Annotated in this window: 17 protein-coding genes; 7 read left to right on the forward strand and 10 right to left on the reverse strand. The window is 70.6% G+C overall.

Annotated features, from left to right (window positions below):
- Positions 1-455: 455 nt before the first annotated feature.
- The 6 genes from SLW52_RS15530 to SLW52_RS15555 form a co-directional block, all read right to left on the reverse strand.
- Positions 456-851 (reverse strand): hypothetical protein, encoded by a 396-nt coding sequence (locus SLW52_RS15530; protein ID WP_267100571.1) that lies wholly within the window; start codon positions 849-851, stop codon positions 456-458.
- A gap of 44 nt (positions 852-895) precedes the next feature.
- Positions 896-1,663 (reverse strand): LytTR family DNA-binding domain-containing protein, encoded by a 768-nt coding sequence (locus tag SLW52_RS15535; RefSeq protein ID WP_017916878.1) that lies wholly within the window; start codon positions 1,661-1,663, stop codon positions 896-898.
- Entirely contained in the window at positions 1,656-2,951 is a 1,296-nt protein-coding gene (locus SLW52_RS15540) for a histidine kinase (protein ID WP_267100570.1), read from the reverse strand. Before SLW52_RS15540 ends, SLW52_RS15535 begins: the two co-directional genes overlap by 8 nt.
- Positions 2,952-3,119: 168 nt before the next feature.
- On the reverse strand, positions 3,120-3,338 hold the full coding sequence (locus SLW52_RS15545) for a hypothetical protein (RefSeq protein WP_267087372.1): 219 nt from the start codon (positions 3,336-3,338) through the stop codon (positions 3,120-3,122).
- Positions 3,319-3,768, reverse strand: coding sequence for a type II 3-dehydroquinate dehydratase (locus SLW52_RS15550; protein WP_152182479.1), 450 nt, complete (start codon positions 3,766-3,768; stop codon positions 3,319-3,321). Before SLW52_RS15550 ends, SLW52_RS15545 begins: the two co-directional genes overlap by 20 nt.
- A 10-nt stretch (positions 3,769-3,778) precedes the next feature.
- A complete protein-coding gene (locus SLW52_RS15555) occupies positions 3,779-4,201 on the reverse strand; it encodes a hypothetical protein (protein ID WP_017913863.1) in 423 nt (140 codons plus the stop codon).
- Positions 4,202-4,449: 248 nt separating this feature from the next.
- Between SLW52_RS15555 and SLW52_RS15560 the strand changes: the two genes are divergently transcribed.
- Positions 4,450-6,042: an APC family permease gene (locus SLW52_RS15560; protein WP_017908520.1), complete on the forward strand. Its 1,593-nt coding sequence runs from the start codon at positions 4,450-4,452 to the stop codon at positions 6,040-6,042.
- Positions 6,043-6,055: 13 nt separating this feature from the next.
- Here the strand turns inward: SLW52_RS15560 and SLW52_RS15565 are convergent, their stop codons facing one another.
- The 3 genes from SLW52_RS15565 to SLW52_RS15575 form a co-directional block, all read right to left on the reverse strand.
- The gene (locus SLW52_RS15565) at positions 6,056-6,604 is read right to left on the reverse strand and encodes a hypothetical protein (RefSeq protein WP_244149931.1); all 549 of its coding nucleotides are present in this window, start codon (positions 6,602-6,604) and stop codon (positions 6,056-6,058) included.
- Positions 6,601-8,274, reverse strand: coding sequence for a M28 family metallopeptidase (locus SLW52_RS15570; protein WP_026143885.1), 1,674 nt, complete (start codon positions 8,272-8,274; stop codon positions 6,601-6,603). Before SLW52_RS15570 ends, SLW52_RS15565 begins: the two co-directional genes overlap by 4 nt.
- A 265-nt stretch (positions 8,275-8,539) precedes the next feature.
- Positions 8,540-9,058, reverse strand: coding sequence for a hypothetical protein (locus tag SLW52_RS15575; protein ID WP_267114702.1), 519 nt, complete (start codon positions 9,056-9,058; stop codon positions 8,540-8,542).
- A gap of 479 nt (positions 9,059-9,537) precedes the next feature.
- Between SLW52_RS15575 and SLW52_RS15580 the strand changes: the two genes are divergently transcribed.
- The 6 genes from SLW52_RS15580 to treA all read left to right on the forward strand — a co-directional run bounded on the left by SLW52_RS15580 (position 9,538) and on the right by treA (position 19,903).
- Positions 9,538-11,007: a cellulase family glycosylhydrolase gene (locus SLW52_RS15580; protein ID WP_267112731.1), complete on the forward strand. Its 1,470-nt coding sequence runs from the start codon at positions 9,538-9,540 to the stop codon at positions 11,005-11,007.
- 254 nt (positions 11,008-11,261) lie between these two features.
- Positions 11,262-12,728, forward strand: coding sequence for a cellulase family glycosylhydrolase (locus tag SLW52_RS15585; RefSeq protein WP_267100567.1), 1,467 nt, complete (start codon positions 11,262-11,264; stop codon positions 12,726-12,728).
- Between the two features lie 164 nt (positions 12,729-12,892).
- On the forward strand, positions 12,893-15,778 hold the full coding sequence (locus tag SLW52_RS15590; protein WP_026143887.1) for a pitrilysin family protein: 2,886 nt from the start codon (positions 12,893-12,895) through the stop codon (positions 15,776-15,778).
- 305 nt (positions 15,779-16,083) lie between these two features.
- A complete protein-coding gene (locus SLW52_RS15595; RefSeq protein ID WP_295912711.1) occupies positions 16,084-16,860 on the forward strand; it encodes a DUF72 domain-containing protein in 777 nt (258 codons plus the stop codon).
- Between the two features lie 128 nt (positions 16,861-16,988).
- Entirely contained in the window at positions 16,989-17,912 is a 924-nt protein-coding gene (locus tag SLW52_RS15600) for a GAF domain-containing protein (protein WP_320740653.1), read from the forward strand.
- 296 nt (positions 17,913-18,208) lie between these two features.
- The gene (gene treA, locus SLW52_RS15605; RefSeq protein WP_148829875.1) at positions 18,209-19,903 is read left to right on the forward strand and encodes an alpha,alpha-trehalase TreA; all 1,695 of its coding nucleotides are present in this window, start codon (positions 18,209-18,211) and stop codon (positions 19,901-19,903) included.
- Between the two features lie 72 nt (positions 19,904-19,975).
- Here treA and SLW52_RS15610 read toward each other — a convergent pair whose 3' ends face one another.
- Positions 19,976-20,749 (reverse strand): lytic transglycosylase domain-containing protein, encoded by a 774-nt coding sequence (locus SLW52_RS15610; RefSeq protein WP_267085684.1) that lies wholly within the window; start codon positions 20,747-20,749, stop codon positions 19,976-19,978.
- Between the last annotated feature and the right edge of the window lie 197 nt (positions 20,750-20,946).

Genomic DNA, 20,946 nt, shown 5'->3' on the forward strand with positions numbered 1-20,946 from the left:
CGAGAGGCTATCCGGCGGCTCCGTTGCAGAGGCGTCGGGACTGAAGTCCCTCCCACAACGGCAGCGATCCGATTGCGACAGTCGGATGCAAGGCGGATACGGCGACGAGATGCGTCGGTCGACCTCGCATCCGGGTCGCGGCTGAAGCCGCTCCGACGGTGCCGATCTTCGGACCGCAACGAGGCATCGCGCAAGAACGGCTTCAGCCGCGACGCATGACGTCGTCCGACGGCTCTGCGGCAGTGCCTCTCAACGGCTTCAGCCGCGACGCGCGACGTCCGACAGCTCCGCGGTAATGCCCGCGTGGGGGCGACTTCGGTCGCGACGCAAGACGCCATCCGGCAGCTCCATTGCAGACGCGTCGGGACTGAAGTCCCTCCCACAACAGCCGCGGCCATCGTGACATCGCTGGATGTCTCGAAAGATCGTATCGACCAGCCGTTCGCTATCGCCTCTCACTCGCGCCCGCAGGCCGACGCCGGTGCATCCGACACCACGCACTGGCGGAAGTCGCGTGGCAGCCCGGCGATCTCGCGGCGCTGACCGATCGCCAGATCGAAGGCCTGCAGCACGCGCGGATTGCAGGCAGCGCCATCGCCGCCGCTGGCCTGCGGCGATGCCGTGCAGGCGGCGTAGACCCGGTAGTGGCAGCGCCCGCTGCGGCTGTCGATGCAACGGAACGTGGCCAGGCCACCGCGATACGTGGTGCGGCTGAAGAGCAGCGGCACGCCGCGTTCGCTGGCCTGCACCACGGTCTCGCGGCGGGCGCCCATGGACAGGTCGAGATCGGCATGTCCCTGGCAGCCGAACAGGCCGAGCAGGCACGACCACAGCACGGAGAGCAGACGCATGGCGGAGATTCCTTGTTCCAGTGCGAAGCGGGGGTAATGCGCGGCTACATGCCGCGGAACAGGCTCATGTACGGCTGGCTGACGGTCAGGACCTCGTCGCGGTGGCGCAGCTTCAGCCGGCCCTTGCCGGTGTCGTCGCGCACCACCGAGGCCACCGCCTTGAGGTTGACGATGGTGGAGCGGTGAATCTGCCGGAACGCCGCCGGATCGAGCACGTCCAGCAGCTCGCGCAAGGAGGTGCGCAGCACCGCCTCGCCATCCCGGGTGAGCACCGTGGTGTACTTGCTGTCGGCCTGGAAATACAGCACGTCGTCGAGCAGGATCAGCCGCGTCTCGCGGCCGCTGCTGGCGGTGACCCAGGCCAGCGGTGGCGGCGCCGACGGCGCGGCCGGGCGCTGCTGCAGACGCTGCAGCAGCGCGTCGAGCACCGCCGGATCCGGCCCCTGCGCCGCCCGTGCCTGCAGCCGCTGCACCGTGGCCTGCAGGCGCTCGCGCACGATCGGCTTGAGCAGGTAGTCCACCGCGCCATGCTCGAACGCGTCGATGGCGTACTGGTCGTAGGCAGTGACGAACACCACCTGCGTGTGCGGGCTCAGTTCGCCCAGCGCACGCGCCACCTCGATGCCGCTCAGCCCGGGCATGCGGATGTCCAGGAACGCCACCTGCGGGCGCAGCTCGGCCAGCCGTTCCAGCGCGCTGGCGCCGTCCTCGCACTCGGCGACGATGCGCAACTCCGGCCACACCTCGCCCAGCAGCGCGACCAGCGCATCGCGCAACAGGGTTTCGTCCTCGGCGACGATCGCGTCAGTCATGGTGCGCTCCCGTGTGCATCGCCACCGGTGGCGGCGGTGGCGGCGTCGTCCCCGCCGGCCACGGCAGGGTGATGGTGGCGGCCACGCCGCTGGGGAAGTTGGAGACGATGGCGAAGCTCGCCGCGCCGGCATAGGTGAGGCGCAAGCGCTCGCGCAGATTCTTCAGACCGATGCCGGTGCCGCTGGACTGGGTGTTGAAGCCCAGGCCGTCGTCGGCCACGGTCAGGGTGACGTGGTCGTCGACCGCGCGCGCAAGGATCCAGATGGTGCCGCCGCCGGGCTTGGGTTCCAGACCGTGCTTGATCGCGTTCTCCACCAGCGTCTGCAGCATCATCGACGGCAGCGGCAGCGTCTTCATCGTCTCCGGCACCTGCACCTGCAGTTGCAGGCGCGCGCCCATACGGATGCGCAGGATTTCCAGGTAGGCCTGGGTCCGCTCGAGTTCGTCGCCGAGCGAGCTCATCGCGTCCTCGGTGCTGGGCAGCGAACGCCGCAGGTACTGGATCAGATAGCCCAGCATCAGGTCGGCGCGCGGCGGATCGGTCCGCGCCAGCACCTGTGCGCTGGCCAGCGTGTTGTAGAGAAAATGCGGCTCGACCTGCGCGTGCAGCAGGTTCAGCCGCGCCACGGTCAGCTCCTGCTCGGTGGCGGCCTGTGTGGCGGCGGCCTGCTCGTCGCGGCGCAGCTCGGCCACGCGCCGCGCCAGCGCACGACCCAGGGCTTCGGCGTTCTCGTAGTTGCTGCCCTCGTCGACCGCGAACAGGTCGATCCAGGCGCTGGCATCCGGCTCCAGCAGCAGGGTCAGGCTGCTGGTGCCGGTGCCCGGGGTCACCGTCGCCACCACCTGGTTGCGCTTGACCGCGAAGCGCGCGGCCAGGTTCCAGCGCGACGGCGGGCGGCCGTTGTAGGGATCGATGCGGCGCACCTTGGCGCGCACCTGCAGGCTGTCCAGCGTGCTTTCCACCTCCTCCACCCGCGGCAGCTCGCGCACCGCCGCATCCAGCAGTGCGAACGCCTCATGGGTGTCCAGCGGGATCTCGATCTGGCGCCGCTGGCGGCTGGCCAGGGTGCCCCAGTCCAGGCGCCCGGCGATCAGCCAGACCTTGCGCAGGTGGGTGATGCCGGCGATCAGCGCCGACAGCATCAGCAGCATCGCCATCAGGCCGAACAGCCAGCCCGGCCCGGAATTCATGCCGTAGAACAAGCCGGCCCAGACGAAGGCGGCGACAACCACCGCCACTGCCCAGGCGCACAACAGGCGAACGAGGAAGAACAGGCTGGCGAGCATGGCGGCCGGGGACTGGGAAGTTCCGGCGAGGATAGCCGCGGCGTCGCACGGCGCCAGCGGCGTGCGACGAAACCGCCGCTGGCGAGGATGGGACCGGGCCTTGGCAGGACGAAACCGCAGCCCAGCCGCACGCCGAGGCGGCGGCGCCATTCCAGGCGACAGCGCGCCCTACAGCCGGCTCACGCTGCGGATGCGGATCTCCGCGCTGTCCACGCCATGACGTTGCGCCGCCTGCGCGCGCAGGCGGCACAGCAGCCGCTCCGGATCCAGCGGCGCGGGCTCGGCCCAGGTGTGCGCCAGGGTGCCCCAGGCCACGCGCTGGCCGAAGCTGTAGGCCTCGTAGTCGGCCAGATAGTGGCGCGCGCGCTCAGGTGCCGACGTGGACATCGCCTTCGTAGCCGTTGCAGCCAAGATGTTCGAGCGCGATCGACAGCGCCAGTGCGTAGCCCTGCGCGCAGTAGCCGCCGACCTGGCCCAGGCGCTGCCCCGACGCCGCACACAGGCAGGCTTCGCGGCGATCGCTGGCATCGTCGTGCACTTCCACGTAGGGCCGGCGCAGGTGCGCGACCGCGTCGGCGGTGATGGCGCTGTCCGAGCACGCGCCCGGATCCAGCAGCAGCATCTCCACCCCGGCCTGATCGGCCTGGGCCAGCGCCTGCAGCAGTTCGCGCTCGCTGGCACAGCCGCGTACTGCCAGGGTCTTGCCGGCGCGGCCGGCATGGGCCAGCAATTGCCGCATCACCGGTGGGGCGATGCGGGCCGGGCGGCCGCGATGGCCGGCCACGCAGTCCGGGCCACGGAGCAACAGGATCGACATGGCGGCGCCCTCAGTTGGCCAGCGCCGCGCGCGCGCCGAGCCGGCGCTGCGCCACGCCCAGGGCGATCGCGTAGCTGTCGGCGAGCGCACCGTTGGCGATCACCGTCAGCAACGGCATGTGCCGCGGATGCAGCAGCGGTTCCAGCGCCTGCGCGCTGGCATCGTGCACCTCGATGTACGGATGGCCCAGCGCATCCAGCGCCGCGCACAACTGCGCGCCATGGTCGGCCAGCTCTGATGCCGGCAACTCGCCGGAATCCAGCAGCACCAGCTCGGTGTCGTCGCACGCGCCCTGCCGCAGCCGCGCCACGATCTGCGCGGCATCGGCACAGGCCACCGGCACCACCTGCGCGGCATGGGAAGCGGCCAGACACTGCGCCGCGGCGATGGCCGACGCATCGCGATGCGGGCCCTGGATCAGCAGAATCGACATGGAACACATCCAACGGAAAGGACGTGGCGCAGTCTGCGCGCGCGCCGCGTAAGCGTTCCATGCCGATGGAGGGCGTGGGGCGTAAAGCTTGCGTAAGCCGGGAATCGGGATTGGAGAATGGAGAATCGTTGAGCGCAAGCCGGGAACGTTCAGCCAACGACATGCCGCTTTTCCGATTCCCCATTCCCCAATCCCCATTCCCGGCTTTATGCGATCATCCCCCGCTTCCCGCCGCCGCCGGACCCGCCATGACCCAAACCGCCCTGCGCCGCGATGTCGGCCCGTTCGCCCTGATGCTGACCGGCCTCGGTTCGATCATCGGTTCCGGTTGGCTGTTCGGCGCCTGGCGCGCCGCCGGGCTGGCCGGCCCCGGTGCGATCTGGGCCTGGGTGCTGGGCGCGGCGATCGTCACCACCATCGCCCTGGCCTATGCCGAACTCGGCGCGATGTTCCCCGAGTCCGGCGGCATGGTCCGCTACAGTCACTATTCGCACGGTTCGCTGGTTGGCTTCATCGCCGGCTGGGCCAACTGGATCGCGATCGTGTCGGTGATCCCGGTGGAGGCCGAGGCCTCGGTGCAGTACATGGCCTCCTGGCCCTGGCAGTGGGCGCAGGATCTGTACGTGCAGCAGCCCGGCGGCGCCGGCGAGCTGTCGGTGCCCGGCCTGTGCATCGCCGCGGTGCTGGTGCTGGTGTATTTCCTGCTGAACTTCTGGAGCGTCAAGCTGTTCGCGCGCTCCAACAGCCTGATCACCGTGTTCAAGCTGGTGGTGCCGGCGCTGACCGGCGTGGCGTTGATCGCCAGCGGCTTCCACAGCGAGAACTTCAGCGTCGGCCTGCACGGCGGCAGCCACACCATCGACTTCGCCGCGGTGCTCACCGCGGTGGCCACCGCCGGCATCGTGTTCAGCTTCAACGGCTTCCAGAGCCCGGTGAACCTGGCCGGCGAGGCGCGCAATCCCGGGCGCAGCATCCCGTTCGCCGTGCTCGGCTCGATCGCGCTGGCCACGGTGGTCTACGTGCTGCTGCAGGTCGCCTATCTGGGCGCGGTGCCGCCGGACCTGCTGGCCAAGGCCGGCTGGCACGGCATCGACTTCCGCTCGCCGTTCGCGCAGCTGGCGATCATCGTCAACCTGCACTGGCTGGCGATGCTGCTGTACGTGGACGCCTTCGTCAGCCCCAGCGGCACCGGCATCACCTACACCGCCACCACCGCGCGGATGATCTACGGCATGGAGCGCAATGGCACCATGCCCAAGGTGCTGGGCCGGATCCATCCGACCTGGGGCGTGCCGCGCCCGGCGATGTTCTTCAACCTGCTGGTGTCCTACCTGTTCCTGTTCTTCTTCCGCGGCTGGGGCACGCTGGCGGCGGTGATCTCGGTGGCGACGATCATTTCCTATCTGACCGGCCCGATCAGCGCGATGGCGCTGCGCAAGCACGCGCCGGAGATGCACCGCCCGCTGCGCATCGCCGGCCTGCCGGTGCTGGCCGCCGCCGCCTTCGTGCTGGCCACCGAACTGCTGTACTGGGCGCGCTGGCCGCTGACCGGCGAGATCATCCTGCTGATGTTGGTGGCCCTGCCGGTGTACGCCTACTACCAGCAGCGCGACGGCTGGAAGGATTTCCGCCGGCACCTGCGCGGCGCCAGCTGGCTGATCGCCTATCTGCCGACCATCGCCCTGCTATCGTGGGCCGGCAGCACCACCTTCGGCGGCCACGGTTACCTGTCCTACGGGCCGGACCTGGTGGTGGTCGGCGTGGTCGCGCTGGGCTTCTACTTCTGGGGCGTGCGCGCCGGCTGGCGCACGCCGTCGCTGCAGCAGGCCAGCGGCGGCTGAGCCGCGGCGGCGCTCAGCCGCCGCGCAAAGTTTGCAGCGCGCGCGACAGCAACGTGGCGCCGCTGAAGCCGGCCAGCGCGCACAGCCCTGCCGCGGCGGCCAGCGCACCGATCTCGGCGTGATCGCCGAACAGCGCGATCGCCGAGCCGATGCACGCTGCCGAGAACCCGGCGCCGACCAGACCGATGCGCAGATGCGCGCGCCAGCCGCGCAGATGCGGCCAGGCGCGTACTGCGACCAGGCCGGTCAGCAAGGCCGGCAAGACGCCGAACAGGTAGGAATACAGCGCGATCCCCAGCAGCATCAGCAGCCCGCCGCCGATGTCACCGAGGTGAGCGCCGCCCCAGAGCCACGCGACCGCCATCATCGGCAGCAAGACCGCCGCAGTCCCCAGCGGCGGCCCTACCAATGGGAACGCCATGGCCACGCCGAGGTAGACCAGCCAGCGCGGCAGCGGATCGCTCCCCGCGTCGGCGCCCATCGGATCGGCGCCTTCCGCGCGCGCGCCCGGCGGCGGATCCGCAGCCGCCTGCGGCGCAGGCGGCACTGGGGCGTGACTCACTTGGCGGGCGCGGCTTGGCGCTGTGCGGCGCTGGCGTCGCGGGTGGCGCGGAACTCGGAGTCGCGGCTCCAATTCGGCCACTGCGTCGAATTGGCCAGTTCCTCGCCCAGCGTGTACAGCACCTGCATGTCGCGCGCGGCGCCGGCGAAGGTCCAGTTCGGCTGCCATTCGTCGCCGGGCTGGTGGTAGCGCTTGGCGGTGTAGTCGTCCGAGGCGGCCTTGCCGGCCGCCACGCCGCCGTCCACCCAGTCCTGGCCGGCGGCGAAGGACAGCGCCGGCACGCCGCGCTTGGCGAAGGAGAAGTGATCCGAGCGGAAGAAGTAGCCGGCTTCCGGCTTCGGATCGGGCGTGTAGCGCAGGTCCCAGCCCTTGGCCACGCGCTTGAGGTCGTCGAGCAGTTCCAGCTTGGCGGTGCCGTAGATGCCGAAATCGCGCGAGGGCCCGAACGGGCTCATGCCGTCCATGTTGATCACCGCCACCGTGCGCGCCAGCGGATACAGCGGCTTGGAGGCGTAGTACTCCGAGCCGAGCAGGCCCTTTTCCTCGGCGGTGACCGCCATGAACACCACCGAGCGCTGCGGCGCCGGGCCCTTGGCGAAGGCGCGGGCCAGTTCCAGCAGCGCGGCGACGCCGCTGGCGTTGTCCAGCGCGCCGTTGAAGATGCGATCGCCCTTGGCGTCGGGCGCGCCCACGCCCAGGTGATCCCAGTGCGCGGTGTAGATGAGGGTGTCGTCCGGCCGGGTCTTGCCGGGCAGGCGCGCGACCACGTTGTGCGAGGTGATCACCTCCGACTTCACCGCGTAGTCGGCGTACAGGCGCTCGCCCTTCAGCTCCACCGGCTTGAAGTCGCGCGATTGCGCCTGCTTCTTCAGCGCATCGAAATCCAGCCCGGCGCGCTTGAACAGGTCCACCGCCAGGTCGCGCTGGATCCAGCCCTCCAGCTCCGGGTGCACCGACTTGGGATCGTCGCGGACCACGTCGAACATGCTGTTGGTATTGGAGTTGGCGACGGTGGCCCAGCCGTAGGACGCCGGTGCGGTCTCGTGCACGATCAGCACGCCGGCCGCGCCCTGCCGCGCGCCTTCCTCGAACTTGTAGGTCCAGCGGCCGTAGTAGGTCATGCCCTTGCCGTCGAACGCGCCCTTGCCGGTCTCGAAATCGGGGTCGTTGATCAGCACCACCGCGATCTTGCCCTTCAGGTCCACGCCCTTGAAGTCGTCCCAGCCGCGCTCGGGCGCCTTGACGCCGTAGCCGACGAACACCAGCGGCGCGCCGTCCAGGGTCACCTGGCTGCTGCCGTCGAGCGCGGCGCGCACGGCGATCTGCTGGCCCTGGGTCAGGGCCTGGCGCTGGTCGCCGCTGGCGATGGCCAGCTGCGGCGTACCGACGATGTCGGCGCGGCGCAGCGGCACCGCCTGGGTCCACAGGCGCTTGCCGTCGCGCAGGTCGCCGCCGGGCTGCAGGCCGGCCGCCTGGAACTGCGCGCTCAGATAGGCCACGGTCTTCTCCTCGCCCGCCGAGCCCGGGGCGCGGCCCTCGTAGGCATCGGAGGCCAGTGTCTTGACGTCGGCGGACAAGCGCTTGGTGTCGAAGGTCGGTGCGGGCGGCGGTGCCGCCAGGCTGGCGCCGGACAGCGCAAGCGCCAGCAGGCTCACGATCGGTCGTTTCACGGAGTTCCCTCGGCAGACACAAAGAACCTTGAGTGTAGCGGCGCGGCCAGGCGATCGGCAGGGGCCGGGGTCCTTCGGGCGCGCGGTCCTTCGAGCACTGATGTCCTGGGACGCACCATCATCCGCGCGCACGCCGCCTGCGGCTGCGCGTGCGGCAGGGACGCGCGGGGAAATGGACGCTCGCCCGGGACTTCCGTGGCTGGAGCCCGCGGACCGGCTGGCGCCCTGCGGCCGCAGGCCAGCACCGGCCGGGCCGCGGCAGCGCTCAGCGTCCGCGCAGCCGATCCAGCGCCAGCGAGAGCAGCATGGCGCCGACGCCCCCGGCAAGCACGCAAGATCCCAGCCAGCTGCCGGGCTCGCGGAACGCGTCGCGATGGCTGTTGATCCAGGCGATGAGCGCACCGACGCAGACGGCCGACATGGCGGCACCGATCACCCCCACCAGCAGATGCGCGCGCCAGCCACGCAGGCGGGGCCAGGCATAGGCGGCGAACAGGCCGGTCAACAGCCCCGGCAACGCGCCGAAGATGCAGGACACCAACGCCATGAGCAGGAGAAGCGGCAGCGCATCGCCGAAGCCGCCGGGCTGCCCCCACGTCCAGGAAAACGCCAACGGCAGACCGACGACCAGCGTGCCCAGGAGCGGCCCGACGATCGCGAACGCCAGCACCACGCCGCTGCGGACCAGCCAGCGCGGCGCCCCATTGCCCGGGGGCACGCCATCGGGCTGTGCGCGCGCAGCGGCCGCGGTGTCCGCCGGGGCGACCGCCGCAGCTTCGCCCATCCGTGCCGCCGCGGCCCCGGCGGCAACCGCCGGGGCAGGCGCCGGCGCTGCGGACGGCGGTAGCGGATCCCGACTCACGCGCGCCGCACTGCGCCGGCGCCGCGGCGCGCGCGGATGGCGGAATCGGGGCGCCAATGCGGCCACTGCACCGCGAAGGACAGGTTTGGACGTTGCACGAAGATCCCTCTCGGCAGGCATGAGCGGACGAGTGTAGCGAGGCGGCCGCGGGACCGGCGAGGGCCGGGCACCCGCCAGACGTGCGCTGTCGCAAAAATTTATTGTGATAAACCGCTCAAATACGAACCTGAACATGCTCTAATGCCGCGCTCGCGCATCACGGGGCCGCGCCGATCCGGTGGCCACGCCGATCCGCGTGCCCCTCCCGGCTTCCACCCGAGCCGGGCGCGGCGTCCGTTGCCCCTACCCTCACCTGGGCCGCTCCGACTGCGGGGCCGGCCCGCTTCCGGAGACCTGCAGAGATGTCGATGTCCCCTCTCACCCGCATCACCCGTTGCGTGCTGGCCGCCGCGCTGCTGGCCGCCAGCGGTTCGGCCTGGAGTTACGCCGTCAGCAAAGGCACGGTGGTGGACGACCGCGGCAACGCGGTGCAGCTGCGTGGCGTCAACTGGTTCGGCTTCGAAGGCAGCGCGCACACCGTGCATGGCCTGTGGGCGCGCAACTGGAAGGACATGATCACGCAGATGCAGGGCCTGGGCTTCAACGCCGTGCGCCTGCCGTTCTGCCCGCAGACCCTGCGCGGCGTCGCGCCGACCAGCATCGACTACGGCCGCAACCCGGACCTGCAGGGCCTGAATTCGCTGCAGGTGCTGGACAAGGTGGTCAACGAGTTGAGCAGCCGCGGCATGTACGTGCTGCTGGACCACCACTCGCCCGATTGCCAGGGCATCTCCGAGCTCTGGTACACCGACTCCTACAGCGAGCAGCAGTGGCTCAGCGATCTGACGTTCGTGGCCAAGCGCTACGCGTCGGTGCCGGGCGTGATCGGCATCGACCTGAAGAACGAGCCGAACGGCCGCAACACCTGGGGCACCGGCAACCTCAAGACCGACTGGAACAAGGCGGTCGAGCGCGCCTCGGCGGCGGTGCTGAAGGTGGCGCCGAAGTGGCTGATCGTGGTCGAGGGCATCACCGACAACCCGACCTGCTCCAGCAGCTACGGCTACTGGTGGGGCGGCAACCTGGAACCGCTGACCTGCACCAAGCTCAACGTGCCGGCCAACCGCCTGCTGCTGTCGCCGCACGTGTATGGCCCGGACGTGAACTGGCAGCCCTACTTCGGCGACAGCAGCTTCCCGGCCAACATGCCGGCGATCTGGGAGCGCCAGTTCGGCCAGCTGACCCAGCTCGGTTACACCATGATGATCGGTGAGTTCGGCGGCAACGAAGGCCGCAACCAGGCGCAGGACCCGATCCTGCAGAAGGCGCTGATCGACTACCTGATCAAGAAGAACATCCGCAGCGGCTTCTACTGGGCCTGGAACCCGAACAGCCGCGACACCGGCGGCGTGCTCGACGACGACTGGACCACCGTGCGCACCGAGAAGATGACCGGGCTCAAGCGGCTGTGGGGCGACACCAGCGGCACCACGCCGACACCCACTCCGACGCCCACGCCCACCCCGGAGCCGACCCCGACCCCGACGCCGACCCCCACGCCGACCCCGGCCCCGGGCAGCGCCAGCTTCAGCACCAAGGTCATCGTCGACAGCGACTGGAACGCCGGCTACTGCGAACGCGTGCAGGTGACCAACAGCGGCAGCGCCACCGGCAACTGGGCGGTCACCCTGTCCATCAGCGGCACCGTCAACAACCTGTGGAACGCCACCTGGAAGCAGTCGGGCACCACCCTCAGCGCCAGCGGCGTGGACTGGAACAAGACCCTGGCCCCCGGCGCCACCGCCGAGTTCGGGTTCTGCGCCGCCCGCTGAAGACGGCGCCATCGCCCCGCGCAGCGCGCGGGGCGCAACCTCAACGGCAGCGTCCCACGACGCTGCCGTTGGCGTTTTCACCACGCGACGGCGCGGCCGTGGACATCACCACAGCACCTGCGCGCAATCCGTGGACAAGCCCGTCTTCTGCAACGGTAGTCACGGCCGCCATGGCGAACACTGCCGATCATCGCCGCCAAGTATCCGCCCCCTTGGCCGGCGCACTCCGCACCGGCCACCCTCGGAGCATCGCGATGAACCGATCCCTGCATTCCCGCATTACCCGCTGCCTGCTGGCCGCGGCGCTCGTGGTCGCCAGCGGCTCGGCCTGGAGCTATGCCATCAACCAGGGCAAGGTGGTGGACGACGCCGGCAACGCCGTGCAATTGCGCGGCGTCAACTGGTTCGGTTTCGAGACCTCGCAGCACACCGTGCACGGCCTGTGGGCGCGCAACTGGAAGGACATGATCACGCAGATGCAGGGCCTGGGCTTCAACGCCGTGCGCCTGCCGTTCTGCCCGCAGACGCTGCAGGCGGTCTCGCCCGGCAGCATCGACTACAGCCGCAATCCGGACCTGCAGGGCCTGAACTCGCTGCAGCTGCTCGACAAGGTGATCAACGAACTCAGCAGCCGCGGCATGTACGTGCTGCTCGACCACCACACCCCGGACTGCAACGCGATCTCCGAACTCTGGTACACCGGCAGCTACAGCGAGCAGCAATGGCTGAATGATCTGAGCTTCGTCGCCAAGCGCTACGCGTCGGTGCCGGGGGTGATCGGCCTGGATCTGAAGAACGAGCCGCACGGCGCCGCCACCTGGGGCAGCGGCAATGCCGCCACCGACTGGAACAAGGCCGCCGAACGCGCGTCGGCGGTGGTGCTGAACGCGGCGCCGAACTGGCTGATCGTGGTCGAAGGCATTTCCAACACGTCCACCTGCTCCAGCGACACCGCGCACTTCTGGGGCGAGAACCTGGAACCGCTGGCCTGCACCCCGCTGGCCATCCCGGCCAACCGCCTGCTGCTCGCCCCGCACGTGTACGGACCGGACGTCTACATGCAGCCGTACTTCAGCGCGTCCAACTTCCCGGCCAACATGCCGGCGATCTGGGAGCAACACTTCGGCCAGTTCGCCCAGGCCGGCCACGCGCTGCTGCTGGGCGAGTTCGGCGGCAAGTACGGCCAGGGCAATCCGCTGGACATGCAGTGGCAGAACGCGCTGGTCGACTACCTGATCGGCAAGGGCATCCACAGCGGCTTCTACTGGTCGTGGAACCCGAACAGCGGCGACACCGGCGGCATCCTCAACGACGACTGGAGCACGGTGCGCACCGACAAGGTGACCCTGCTGAAGAAGCTGTGGGACAGTGACGGCAGCAGCACGGGCGGTGGCGGTGGTGGCAACGGTGGCGGTGGCAACGGTGGTGGCAATGGCGGCGGCACCACGCCCACGCCGCCGCCGTCCGGCAGCAGCTTCAGCACCAAGGTGCTGGTCGACAGCGACTGGAACGCCGGCTACTGCAACCGCGTGCAGGTGACCAACACCGGCGGCAGCAGCGGCGACTGGAGCGTCACCCTGTCGATCAGCGGCACCGTCAACAACCTGTGGAACGCCAGTTGGACGCAGTCGGGCACCACGCTCAGCGCCAGCGGCGTGGACTGGAACAAGACCCTGGCCCCCGGCGCCACTGCCGAGTTCGGCTTCTGCGCCGCACGCTGAGCGCGCCGCTGCGTCCCTGACGCCACCCGCACGGCCCTTCTCCCGCGCGGGCCGTGCGCGAGGCGGGCCGCCCACGCGGCGCCGCGCGGTGTGCCATCAGTCACGTTCCCGCGGCCGCCGCCGGCCCTCTATGCTGGCGCACTGTCCACACTCAGGCCCGGCCCATGCTCCGTCCCTTGTCGCTGTTGATCTCCAGCATCCTCACCCTCGGCACCGGCGCCGCCCTGGTGGCCGCGCCGTCGGCCCTGGCCGCGGCCACGCCGGGCCAGGCGACCGCGCCGGAGATCGCCTACACCCGCTTCACCCTGCCCAACGGCCTGACCGTGGTGGTGCACGAGGACCACAAGGCGCCGGTGGTGGCGGTGAGCATCTGGTACCACATCGGCTCGGGCGACGAGCCGGCCGGCAAGACCGGCTTCGCGCACCTGTTCGAGCACCTGATGTTCTCCGGCTCGGAGAACCACAAGGGCACCTACTTCCAGCCGTTCGAGAAGGTCGGCGCCACCGACATGAACGGCACCACCTGGTTCGACCGCACCAACTACTTCGAGACCGTGCCGACCACCGCGCTGGACACCGCGCTGTGGATGGAATCGGACCGCATGGGCCACCTGCTCGGCGCGATCGGCCAGAAGGAACTGGACACCCAGCGCGGCGTGGTCCAGAACGAGAAGCGCCAGGGCCAGAACCGCCCCTACGGCCGCGTCGACGAGAACATCCTGGCCAACATCTTCCCGGCCAACCATCCGTACCAGCACGACACCATCGGCTCGATGGCCGACCTCGACGCGGCCTCGCTGGACGACGTCAAACAGTGGTTCCACGACAACTACGGCGCCGCCAACACCACCCTGGTGCTGGCCGGCGACATCACCGTGGCGCAGGCCAAGGCCAAGGCCGAGCAGTACTTCGGCGACATCCCCGCCGGCCGCCCGGTGCCGCGCCAGCAGCCGTGGATCACCCCGCTGGCCAAGCAGACCCGCGGCGTGCAGCACGACCACGTCGCGCAGCCGCGCATCTACCGAACCTGGGTGGCGCCGCAACTGGGCACCGACGACGCGGTGCTGCTGGACCTGGCCACCACCGTGCTCGGCGGCGGCAAGACCAGCCGCCTGTACCAGCGCCTGGTCTACCGCGACAAGCTGGCCGACGACGTCTCCGCCGGCCTGCAGTCGTTCGCGCTGGCCAGCCAGCTGCAGATCACCGCCGACGTGAAGGAAGGCGTGGACCCGGCCAAGGTCGAGGCCGCCATCGCCGACGAACTGCAGAAGTTCCTGGCCGAAGGCCCCACCGCCGACGAACTGCAGCGCGCGCAGGTCGGCTACCGCGCCGGCTTCGTGCGCGGCCTGGAGAAGGTCGGCGGCTTCGGCGGCAAGGCCACGGTGCTGGCCGAGGGCCAGGTCTACCGCAACGATCCGGGCGCCTACAAGAAGGACCTGCAGCGCGCACAGGACGCCACCGTCGCCAGCGTGCGCAAGGCCGCCGACACCTGGTTCGGCAAGGGCGACTACCTGCTGACCGTGCTGCCGGCGCCGGAAGGCTTCGATCCGGCGGCCGAGGACAAGGCGGTCAAGCCGCTGCCGGCGGCCCCGGGCAAGCCCGCGCCGAAGGTGCCGGCCAAGGGCAACTACAGCGTCGGCAAGTCGCAGGTGGACCGCGCGGCCGGCGTGCCGGAGACCAGCCAGTTCCCGAGCCTGAGCTTCCCGCAGCTGCAGCGCGGCAAGCTCAAGAACGGCATCGAGGTGGTGCTGGCCGAGCGCCACACCATCCCGGTCACGCAGATCCAGATGCTGTTCGATGCCGGTTACGCGACCGACCGCGGCAGCAAGCTCGGCACCGCCAACTTCACCGCGGCGCTGATGAACGAGAGCACCCGCAACCTGGATTCGGTGGACGTGGCGCAGCGCCGCCAGCGCCTGGGCGCGATGACCAGCGTGTCCTGCGAACTGGACAGCTGCGACGCCTCGCTCAACGCACTCAACGACCAGTTGGCGCCGTCGCTGGAGCTGTTCGCCGACATCGTGCGCAACCCGGCGTTCAAGGCCGACGACATCGAGCGCATCCGCGGCCAGTGGCTGGCCTCGATCGCGCAGGAGAAGACCCAGCCGCAGGGCCTGGCGCTGCGCACCCTGCCGCCGCTGCTGTACGGCCCCACCCATCCGTACGGCGTGCCGCTCACCGGCACCGGCACCGAGGCGGCGATCAAGAGCCTGACCGCGGGCGATCTGAGCGCGTTCCAGAACAACTGGCTGCGTCCGGACAACGTGCGCATCCTGGTCGCCGGCGACACCACCCTGGCCAAGATCATCCCGCAGCTGGATGCCGCGTTCGGCGACTGGCAGGCCCCGGCCGGCAAGCGCCCGACCAAGAGCCTGCCGCAGGTGGCCGCGCAGCCCAAGCCGCGCGTGTTCCTGATCAACCGCGACGACGCCCCGCAGTCGCTGATCCTGGCCGGCCTGCTGGCGCCCTCGACCAAGGCGCCGAACAACCTGGCGATCGGCGTGGCCAACGGCGCCTTCGGCGGCACCTTCACCTCGCGACTGAACATGAACCTGCGCGAGGACAAGCGCTGGGCCTACGGCGCCAACAGCTTCATGATCGACGCGATCGGCCAGCGCCCGTTCCTGTTCTTCGCCCCGGTGCAGACCGACAAGACCGCCGAATCGGCCGCCGAGATCCTCAAGGAAGCCAAGGCCGTGGTCGGCGACAAGCCGCTGACCGCCGCCGAGATCGCCAAGATCAAGGAACAGCGCGTGCGCGCCCTGCCGGGCAGCTTCGAGACCACCGGTGCGGTGCTCGGCGCGATGGAAGGCATCGTCCAGTACGGCCGCCCGGACGACTACGTGCAGACGCTGAAGACGCGCCTGGAAGCGGTCGACCAGCCGGCGGCGGAAGCGGCGATCAAGGAGATCGTGGCGCCGCAGGCGATGACCTGGGTGATCGTCGGCGACCTCAAGCAGATCGAAGCGCCGGTGCGTGCGCTGAAGCTGGGCGAGGTGCAGGTGCTGGACAGCGACGGCCAGCCGGTCAAGGCGAAGGCCAAGCCGTAACGCCGCACACGCATGGCGGGGCTGCCCCGCCATGCGCCACGCGCCGGCGCCAGCATGGGCGCCGGCGCCAACGCAACGCAACGCATCGCCATCGCCATCGCCATCGCCATCGCGACATGCGACATGCGACATGCGACGACAGTGAACGCGCAGGCTGCGCTCCGGCGCAGCCTGCAGGCATCGATCTTCCCTCGCATGCGTGGGTCGCGGATGGGTCGCCAAGGCGGCGCGCCGTGCCTGTCCTTCACGGCGCCTGGCCGCAACGCTTGGTATCCGCAAGGCCCTGTCCTGGCCTGCCACCGCCGATGCCGACCGCTTCTCCCCGCTGCGTCGTCGCTCCCCGCATCCGCGTCGGCTGCGCCGGCTGGTCGATCGCCAGCACGCAACGCGCCCTGGTCGGTGACGGCGCAAGCCAGTTGGCGCGCTATGCCACCCGCTTCGACGCGGTCGAGATCAACTCCACGTTCTACCGCGCCCACCGCGCCAGCACCTACCAGCGCTGGGCCGACAGCGTGCCGGCGGGGTTCCGCTTTTCGGCCAAACTGCCACGCACCATCACCCACGACGCGCGCCTGTCCCGCGTCGGGCCGCTGCTGCAGACCTTCCTCGACGAGGTCGGCCATCTCGGCGACAGGCTCGGCTGCCTGCTGGTGCAGCTGCCGCCGAGCCTGGCCTTCGATGCACGCACCGCCGCCACCTTCTTCGCCATGCTGCGGCGCCGCTGGCACGGCGGCATCGCCTGCGAACCGCGCCACGTCAGCTGGTTCAGCGCGCGCGCCGAAGCGCTGTGGCAGCGCCACCGCATCGCGCGCGTGGCCGCCGACCCGGCCCTGACTGCCGCCGCCGCGCAGCCAGCAGGGGCGGCGCCGGCCTACTGGCGCTGGCACGGCGCGCCGCGCCTCTACTACAGCGCCTACGCCGACGACACGCTGCGTGGCCTGGCCGAGCGCGTCGTCGCCGCCACGCCACGCACGGGCGAAGCCTGGGTGATCTTCGACAACACCGCGCTCGGCCACGCCCTCGACAACGCCGCCACGCTGCAGACGCAGCTGCGCGCGCTCGGCGTCGGCGCTGCGGGCTGATCGCCAACGTACGGCAATCGGGCACTTGGCGTGCACCACGTCACGCTTGTGCGCTTGTCCACGCGACGTCGCCACGCCCTGCGGTATGGTGCTGCGCCTCGCGATCCGCGCCAGACACGACGCCGCCCATGACCGATGAAGCCCAGCGCCAGCGTGTCCTCGACAGCTACCACATCGTCGACAGCCTGCCCGAGGACGCCTACCAGGACATCGTGCAGATCGCCGCCGCCCTGTGCGACACCCCGATCGCGCTGCTGTCGCTGGTGGATCGCGACCGGCAATGGTTCAAGGCACGGATGGGCCTGGAGGTGCCGCAGACCGAGCGCAGCCAGGCGGTGTGCGACCACGCGATCCGTGAGCCCAAGCAACTGATGGAAGTGCCCGACCTCGCCGACGACCCGCGGTTCGCCGACATCTCCGTGGTCCGCGGCGACATCGGCGCGCGCTTCTATGCCGGCATGCCGCTGGTGACCGACGAGGGCATCGCCTTGGGCACCGTGTGCGTGCTGGACACCACGCCGCGCGAACTCAAGGACACACAGCGCGACGGCCTGCGCGCGCTGGCGCGCACGGCCATGCGCCTGCTCGACGCGCGCCGGGATGCGCTGCAGCGTCAACGCGAGGCGCTCCTGCAAGCGCACCCGGTTGGCGACAACACGGACTCCGGCACCGGCGGCCGCTACCGTGTGGTGATCCTGGAAGTGCAGGAACTGGCCGCGCTGGCCGAGCGGCAGAGCGAACGCCTGCTGGGCAGCAGCCTGCAGCAACTCGACCGCACCCTGGCCAGCTACGTGCAGGACGACGGCGCCGCCGACAGTGTGGACCGGGCGACCGACAGCGCGGAATTCATCGTCATGCTGCACGGCGCCGACGCCGAGCAGAAGCTGCGCGGCCTGCGCGAGATCGCCGCGCGGCAGCAGGCGCTCGGGCTGACCGTGCTGGTCGGCGACGCCCAGGCCACGCGGGCGGACGAGCCGATCGGGCAGGTGTTCCTGCGCGCCGAAGCCGCGCTCAGCGCCGAGAAGGACCGCAAGCGGCCGCAGACGCCCTGACCTGCGCGCTGCGTGCCGCCGCGCGCTGGACGGCAGCTCCCCCGCCCTGACACGGGTGGGCGCCGAGTCGGCCCCAAGGCGGGCAGTCCCCAATCTGCCCCGCCGACTGGGAACCAAGCCCGACAGCGGCCCCGTTCTTGCATGCCCCCAGGCGTTGCGGTCCCTCACCGGTACGAGCCGGGCGGCGCGCGGCCGCCAGGGCAGGATCGGGTGGGCCACGCACCGGATCCGGCCGCGCGCCCCCGTCTCCGCTTCGGTCGTTTACCATGCCGCACGCATCCTGCTCTGGACCCGACATGAGCCATGCCGCTCCTCCCTGTTGCACCCCGCTGCTGAGCCTGTCGCTCGGCCTGTTGCTGGGCACCGCCGACACCGCCATGGCGGAGGCCGCGCCCGCGACCACGCTGACCGCGCCGGCACCGCCGCCGCAGACGCCCGACCTGGCCTACCCGGAACTGTTCCAGGCGGTGCAGCAGCAGGAGTTGTTCGACGACCAGAAGCACTTCGTCGACGCGTTGCCGCTGCGCGACCCGGCGCTGATCAACGCCGACTATCTGGCGCAGCGCCAGCAGCCGGGCTTCGACCTGCGCCGTTTCGTCGCCGCCAACTTCGAGGAATCCGGCCCGGTGCAGACCGAGGCGATCCGTCAGGACACCGGCCTGCGCGAGCACATCGACGCGCTGTGGCCACTGCTGGTGCGCCGCCAGGTCGACGTGCCGCCCTACAGCAGCCTGCTGTCGCTGCCGCACCCCTACGTGGTGCCGGGCGGGCGCTTCCGCGAGGTCTACTACTGGGATTCCTACTTCACCATGCTCGGCCTGGTGGAGAGCGGCGAGCACGAACGCAGCCGGCAGATGCTGGACAACTTCGCCTACCTGATCGACACCTACGGGCACATCCCCAACGGCAACCGCACCTACTACCTTAGCCGCTCGCAGCCGCCGTTCTTCTCGCACATGGTGCAGTTGCAGGCCAAGGTGGAGGGCGATGCCGCCTACGCGCGCTACCTGCCGCAGTTGCAGAAGGAATACGCGTACTGGATGGAAGGCGCGCAGACCCTGGCCCCGGGCAGCGCGCATGCGCACGTGGTGCGGCTGGCCGACGGCAGCCTGCTCAACCGCTATTGGGACGCCCGCGACACGCCGCGCCCGGAAGCCTGGCTACACGACGTGCGCACCGCCGCCGAGGCCAAGGACCGCCCCGCCGCCGAGGTCTACCGCGACCTGCGCGCCGGCGCCGAGAGCGGCTGGGACTATTCCAGCCGCTGGCTCGGCGACCGCAAGACCCTGGCCAGCATCCGTACCACCGCCATCGTCCCGGTCGACCTGAACAGCCTGCTCTACCACCTGGAGAGCACCCTGGCCCTGGCCTGCGCCAAGAACCCCGGCGCGGCCGGCTGCGATACCGACTACGCGGCCCTGGCCAGCGCGCGCAAGACCGCGATCGACAAGCACCTGTGGAGCGATGCCGGCTACTACGCCGACTACGACTGGCAGCAGCGCCGGCTGCGCGACCAGGTCACCGCCGCGGCGCTTTACCCGCTGTTCGTCGGGGTCGCCTCGCCGGCACGGGCCAAGCGCAGCGCCGACACCGTGCAGGCGCAGTTGCTGCGCCCCGGCGGCGTGGCGACCACGCGCCTGCACACCGGCCAGCAGTGGGACGAACCCAACGGCTGGGCGCCGCTGCAGTGGATCGCCGTGGACGGCCTGCGCCGCTACGGCCAGGACGCGCTGGCGCAGCGCATCGGCAGCCGCTTCCTGGCGCGGGTGCAGGCGCTGTTCGCGCAGCAGCACAAGCTGGTGGAGAAGTACGGCGTGGACGCGCAGGCCAAGGGCGGCGGCGGCGGCGAGTACGCGCTGCAGGACGGCTTCGGCTGGACCAATGGCGTGACCCTGTTGCTGCTGGATCTGTACGCGGCGCCGGCGGCGGCGCCGACAGCGCCGCACGCGCAAGCGACGACCGAAGCCGAGGCGGAGGCCGTCGCGCTCTGAGCCGCCGCGGGCGGCACCGCGGCCACGCCGCGTCCGCCTGCCCCCCGTCGACGCCGGCGATGGGCGCCGCCGCTATTGCGCGGGCGTCTCCACGGCCATCCCCATCGCGAGGCGGTAGCGCTGGTACAGCGCCATCACCTTGTCGATGTACGCGCGGGTCTCCGCGTACGGCGGCACGCCGCCGTAGCGCGCCACCGCGCCGATGCCGGCGTTGTAGGCCGCCGCGGCCAGCACCCGATCGCCGGCGTAGCGGCGCAGCAACGCGCGCATGTAGCGGGCGCCGCCGTCGATGGACTGGTCGGCCGCGAACGGATCGCGCACGCCGTACTCCCTGGCGACCTCGGGCAACAGTTGCATCACCCCCTGCGCGCCCTTGGGCGAGACCGCGGCGGCGTCGAAGCCGCTCTCGGCATGCGCGATCGCGCGCAGCCACGGCTCGTCGACCCCGGTGGCGCGCGCCGCGGCGCGGAACTGTTTGGCATGCGCCTGCAGTTGCGGCGCCCCGAGCTTGCCCAGTCCGGGATGCGCCACCTCTCCCGGCGGCGTGACCGCAGTGAAGCGCAGATACGGCCGCGAGCCCGGCAGATTGCGCGTGGAGTAGACCAGTTGCCCGTCCTGCTCGCGCTCGTACAGGGTGCCGCTGAACACGCCGAGGTTGCCCCACAGATTGGGCGTGGCGATCGCCGCATCGTCCAGTTCCCTGGGGGTGCAGCGCGAACCCGGTTCCGGCGCGGTAGCCAGGCTGACCGTGCCGTCGCGCACGCAGCGGTACACCGTGCGTGCTGCCGCGTCGGCGACGACGCCACAGCACAGCAGCAGGCACAGCACGGCACGGGCAAGCGGCATCGGCGACACGCTCGGATGGGGCGGGCGCGCATCATCGCGCAGCGCGCGTGGACGCAGGTGACGGCCTGTCGCCCGGCGCTGTTTCCGACACGGGTCTCAGTAGGAGCTGCTTCAGCCGCGACCAGGCTCCTGCACACCACGATGGCACCAGACTCCACGCGTCGGGACTGAAGTCCCTGCCACAGGGGCATGCGGTA

Origin of the sequence: Xanthomonas sp. LF02-5 (assembly GCF_034105325.1) — a bacterium.
Classification (GTDB): Bacteria; Pseudomonadota; Gammaproteobacteria; order Xanthomonadales; family Xanthomonadaceae; genus Xanthomonas_A; species Xanthomonas_A sontii.

Bases quoted from the DNA above. Each gene is read 5' to 3' on its own strand.
- SLW52_RS15530 (WP_267100571.1), bottom strand. From the start codon at position 851: ATGCGTCTGCTCTCCGTGCTGTGGTCGTGCCTGCTCGGCCTGTTCGGC.
- SLW52_RS15535 (WP_017916878.1), bottom strand. From the start codon at position 1,663: ATGACTGACGCGATCGTCGCCGAGGACGAAACCCTGTTGCGCGATGCG.
- SLW52_RS15540 (WP_267100570.1), bottom strand. From the start codon at position 2,951: ATGCTCGCCAGCCTGTTCTTCCTCGTTCGCCTGTTGTGCGCCTGGGCA.
- SLW52_RS15545 (WP_267087372.1), bottom strand. From the start codon at position 3,338: ATGTCCACGTCGGCACCTGAGCGCGCGCGCCACTATCTGGCCGACTAC.
- SLW52_RS15550 (WP_152182479.1), bottom strand. From the start codon at position 3,768: ATGTCGATCCTGTTGCTCCGTGGCCCGGACTGCGTGGCCGGCCATCGC.
- SLW52_RS15555 (WP_017913863.1), bottom strand. From the start codon at position 4,201: ATGTCGATTCTGCTGATCCAGGGCCCGCATCGCGATGCGTCGGCCATC.
- SLW52_RS15560 (WP_017908520.1), top strand. From the start codon at position 4,450: ATGACCCAAACCGCCCTGCGCCGCGATGTCGGCCCGTTCGCCCTGATG.
- SLW52_RS15575 (WP_267114702.1), bottom strand. From the start codon at position 9,058: ATGGGCGAAGCTGCGGCGGTCGCCCCGGCGGACACCGCGGCCGCTGCG.
- SLW52_RS15580 (WP_267112731.1), top strand. From the start codon at position 9,538: ATGTCGATGTCCCCTCTCACCCGCATCACCCGTTGCGTGCTGGCCGCC.
- SLW52_RS15585 (WP_267100567.1), top strand. From the start codon at position 11,262: ATGAACCGATCCCTGCATTCCCGCATTACCCGCTGCCTGCTGGCCGCG.
- SLW52_RS15590 (WP_026143887.1), top strand. From the start codon at position 12,893: ATGCTCCGTCCCTTGTCGCTGTTGATCTCCAGCATCCTCACCCTCGGC.
- SLW52_RS15595 (WP_295912711.1), top strand. From the start codon at position 16,084: ATGCCGACCGCTTCTCCCCGCTGCGTCGTCGCTCCCCGCATCCGCGTC.
- SLW52_RS15600 (WP_320740653.1), top strand. From the start codon at position 16,989: ATGACCGATGAAGCCCAGCGCCAGCGTGTCCTCGACAGCTACCACATC.
- treA (WP_148829875.1), top strand. From the start codon at position 18,209: ATGAGCCATGCCGCTCCTCCCTGTTGCACCCCGCTGCTGAGCCTGTCG.
- SLW52_RS15610 (WP_267085684.1), bottom strand. From the start codon at position 20,749: ATGCCGCTTGCCCGTGCCGTGCTGTGCCTGCTGCTGTGCTGTGGCGTC.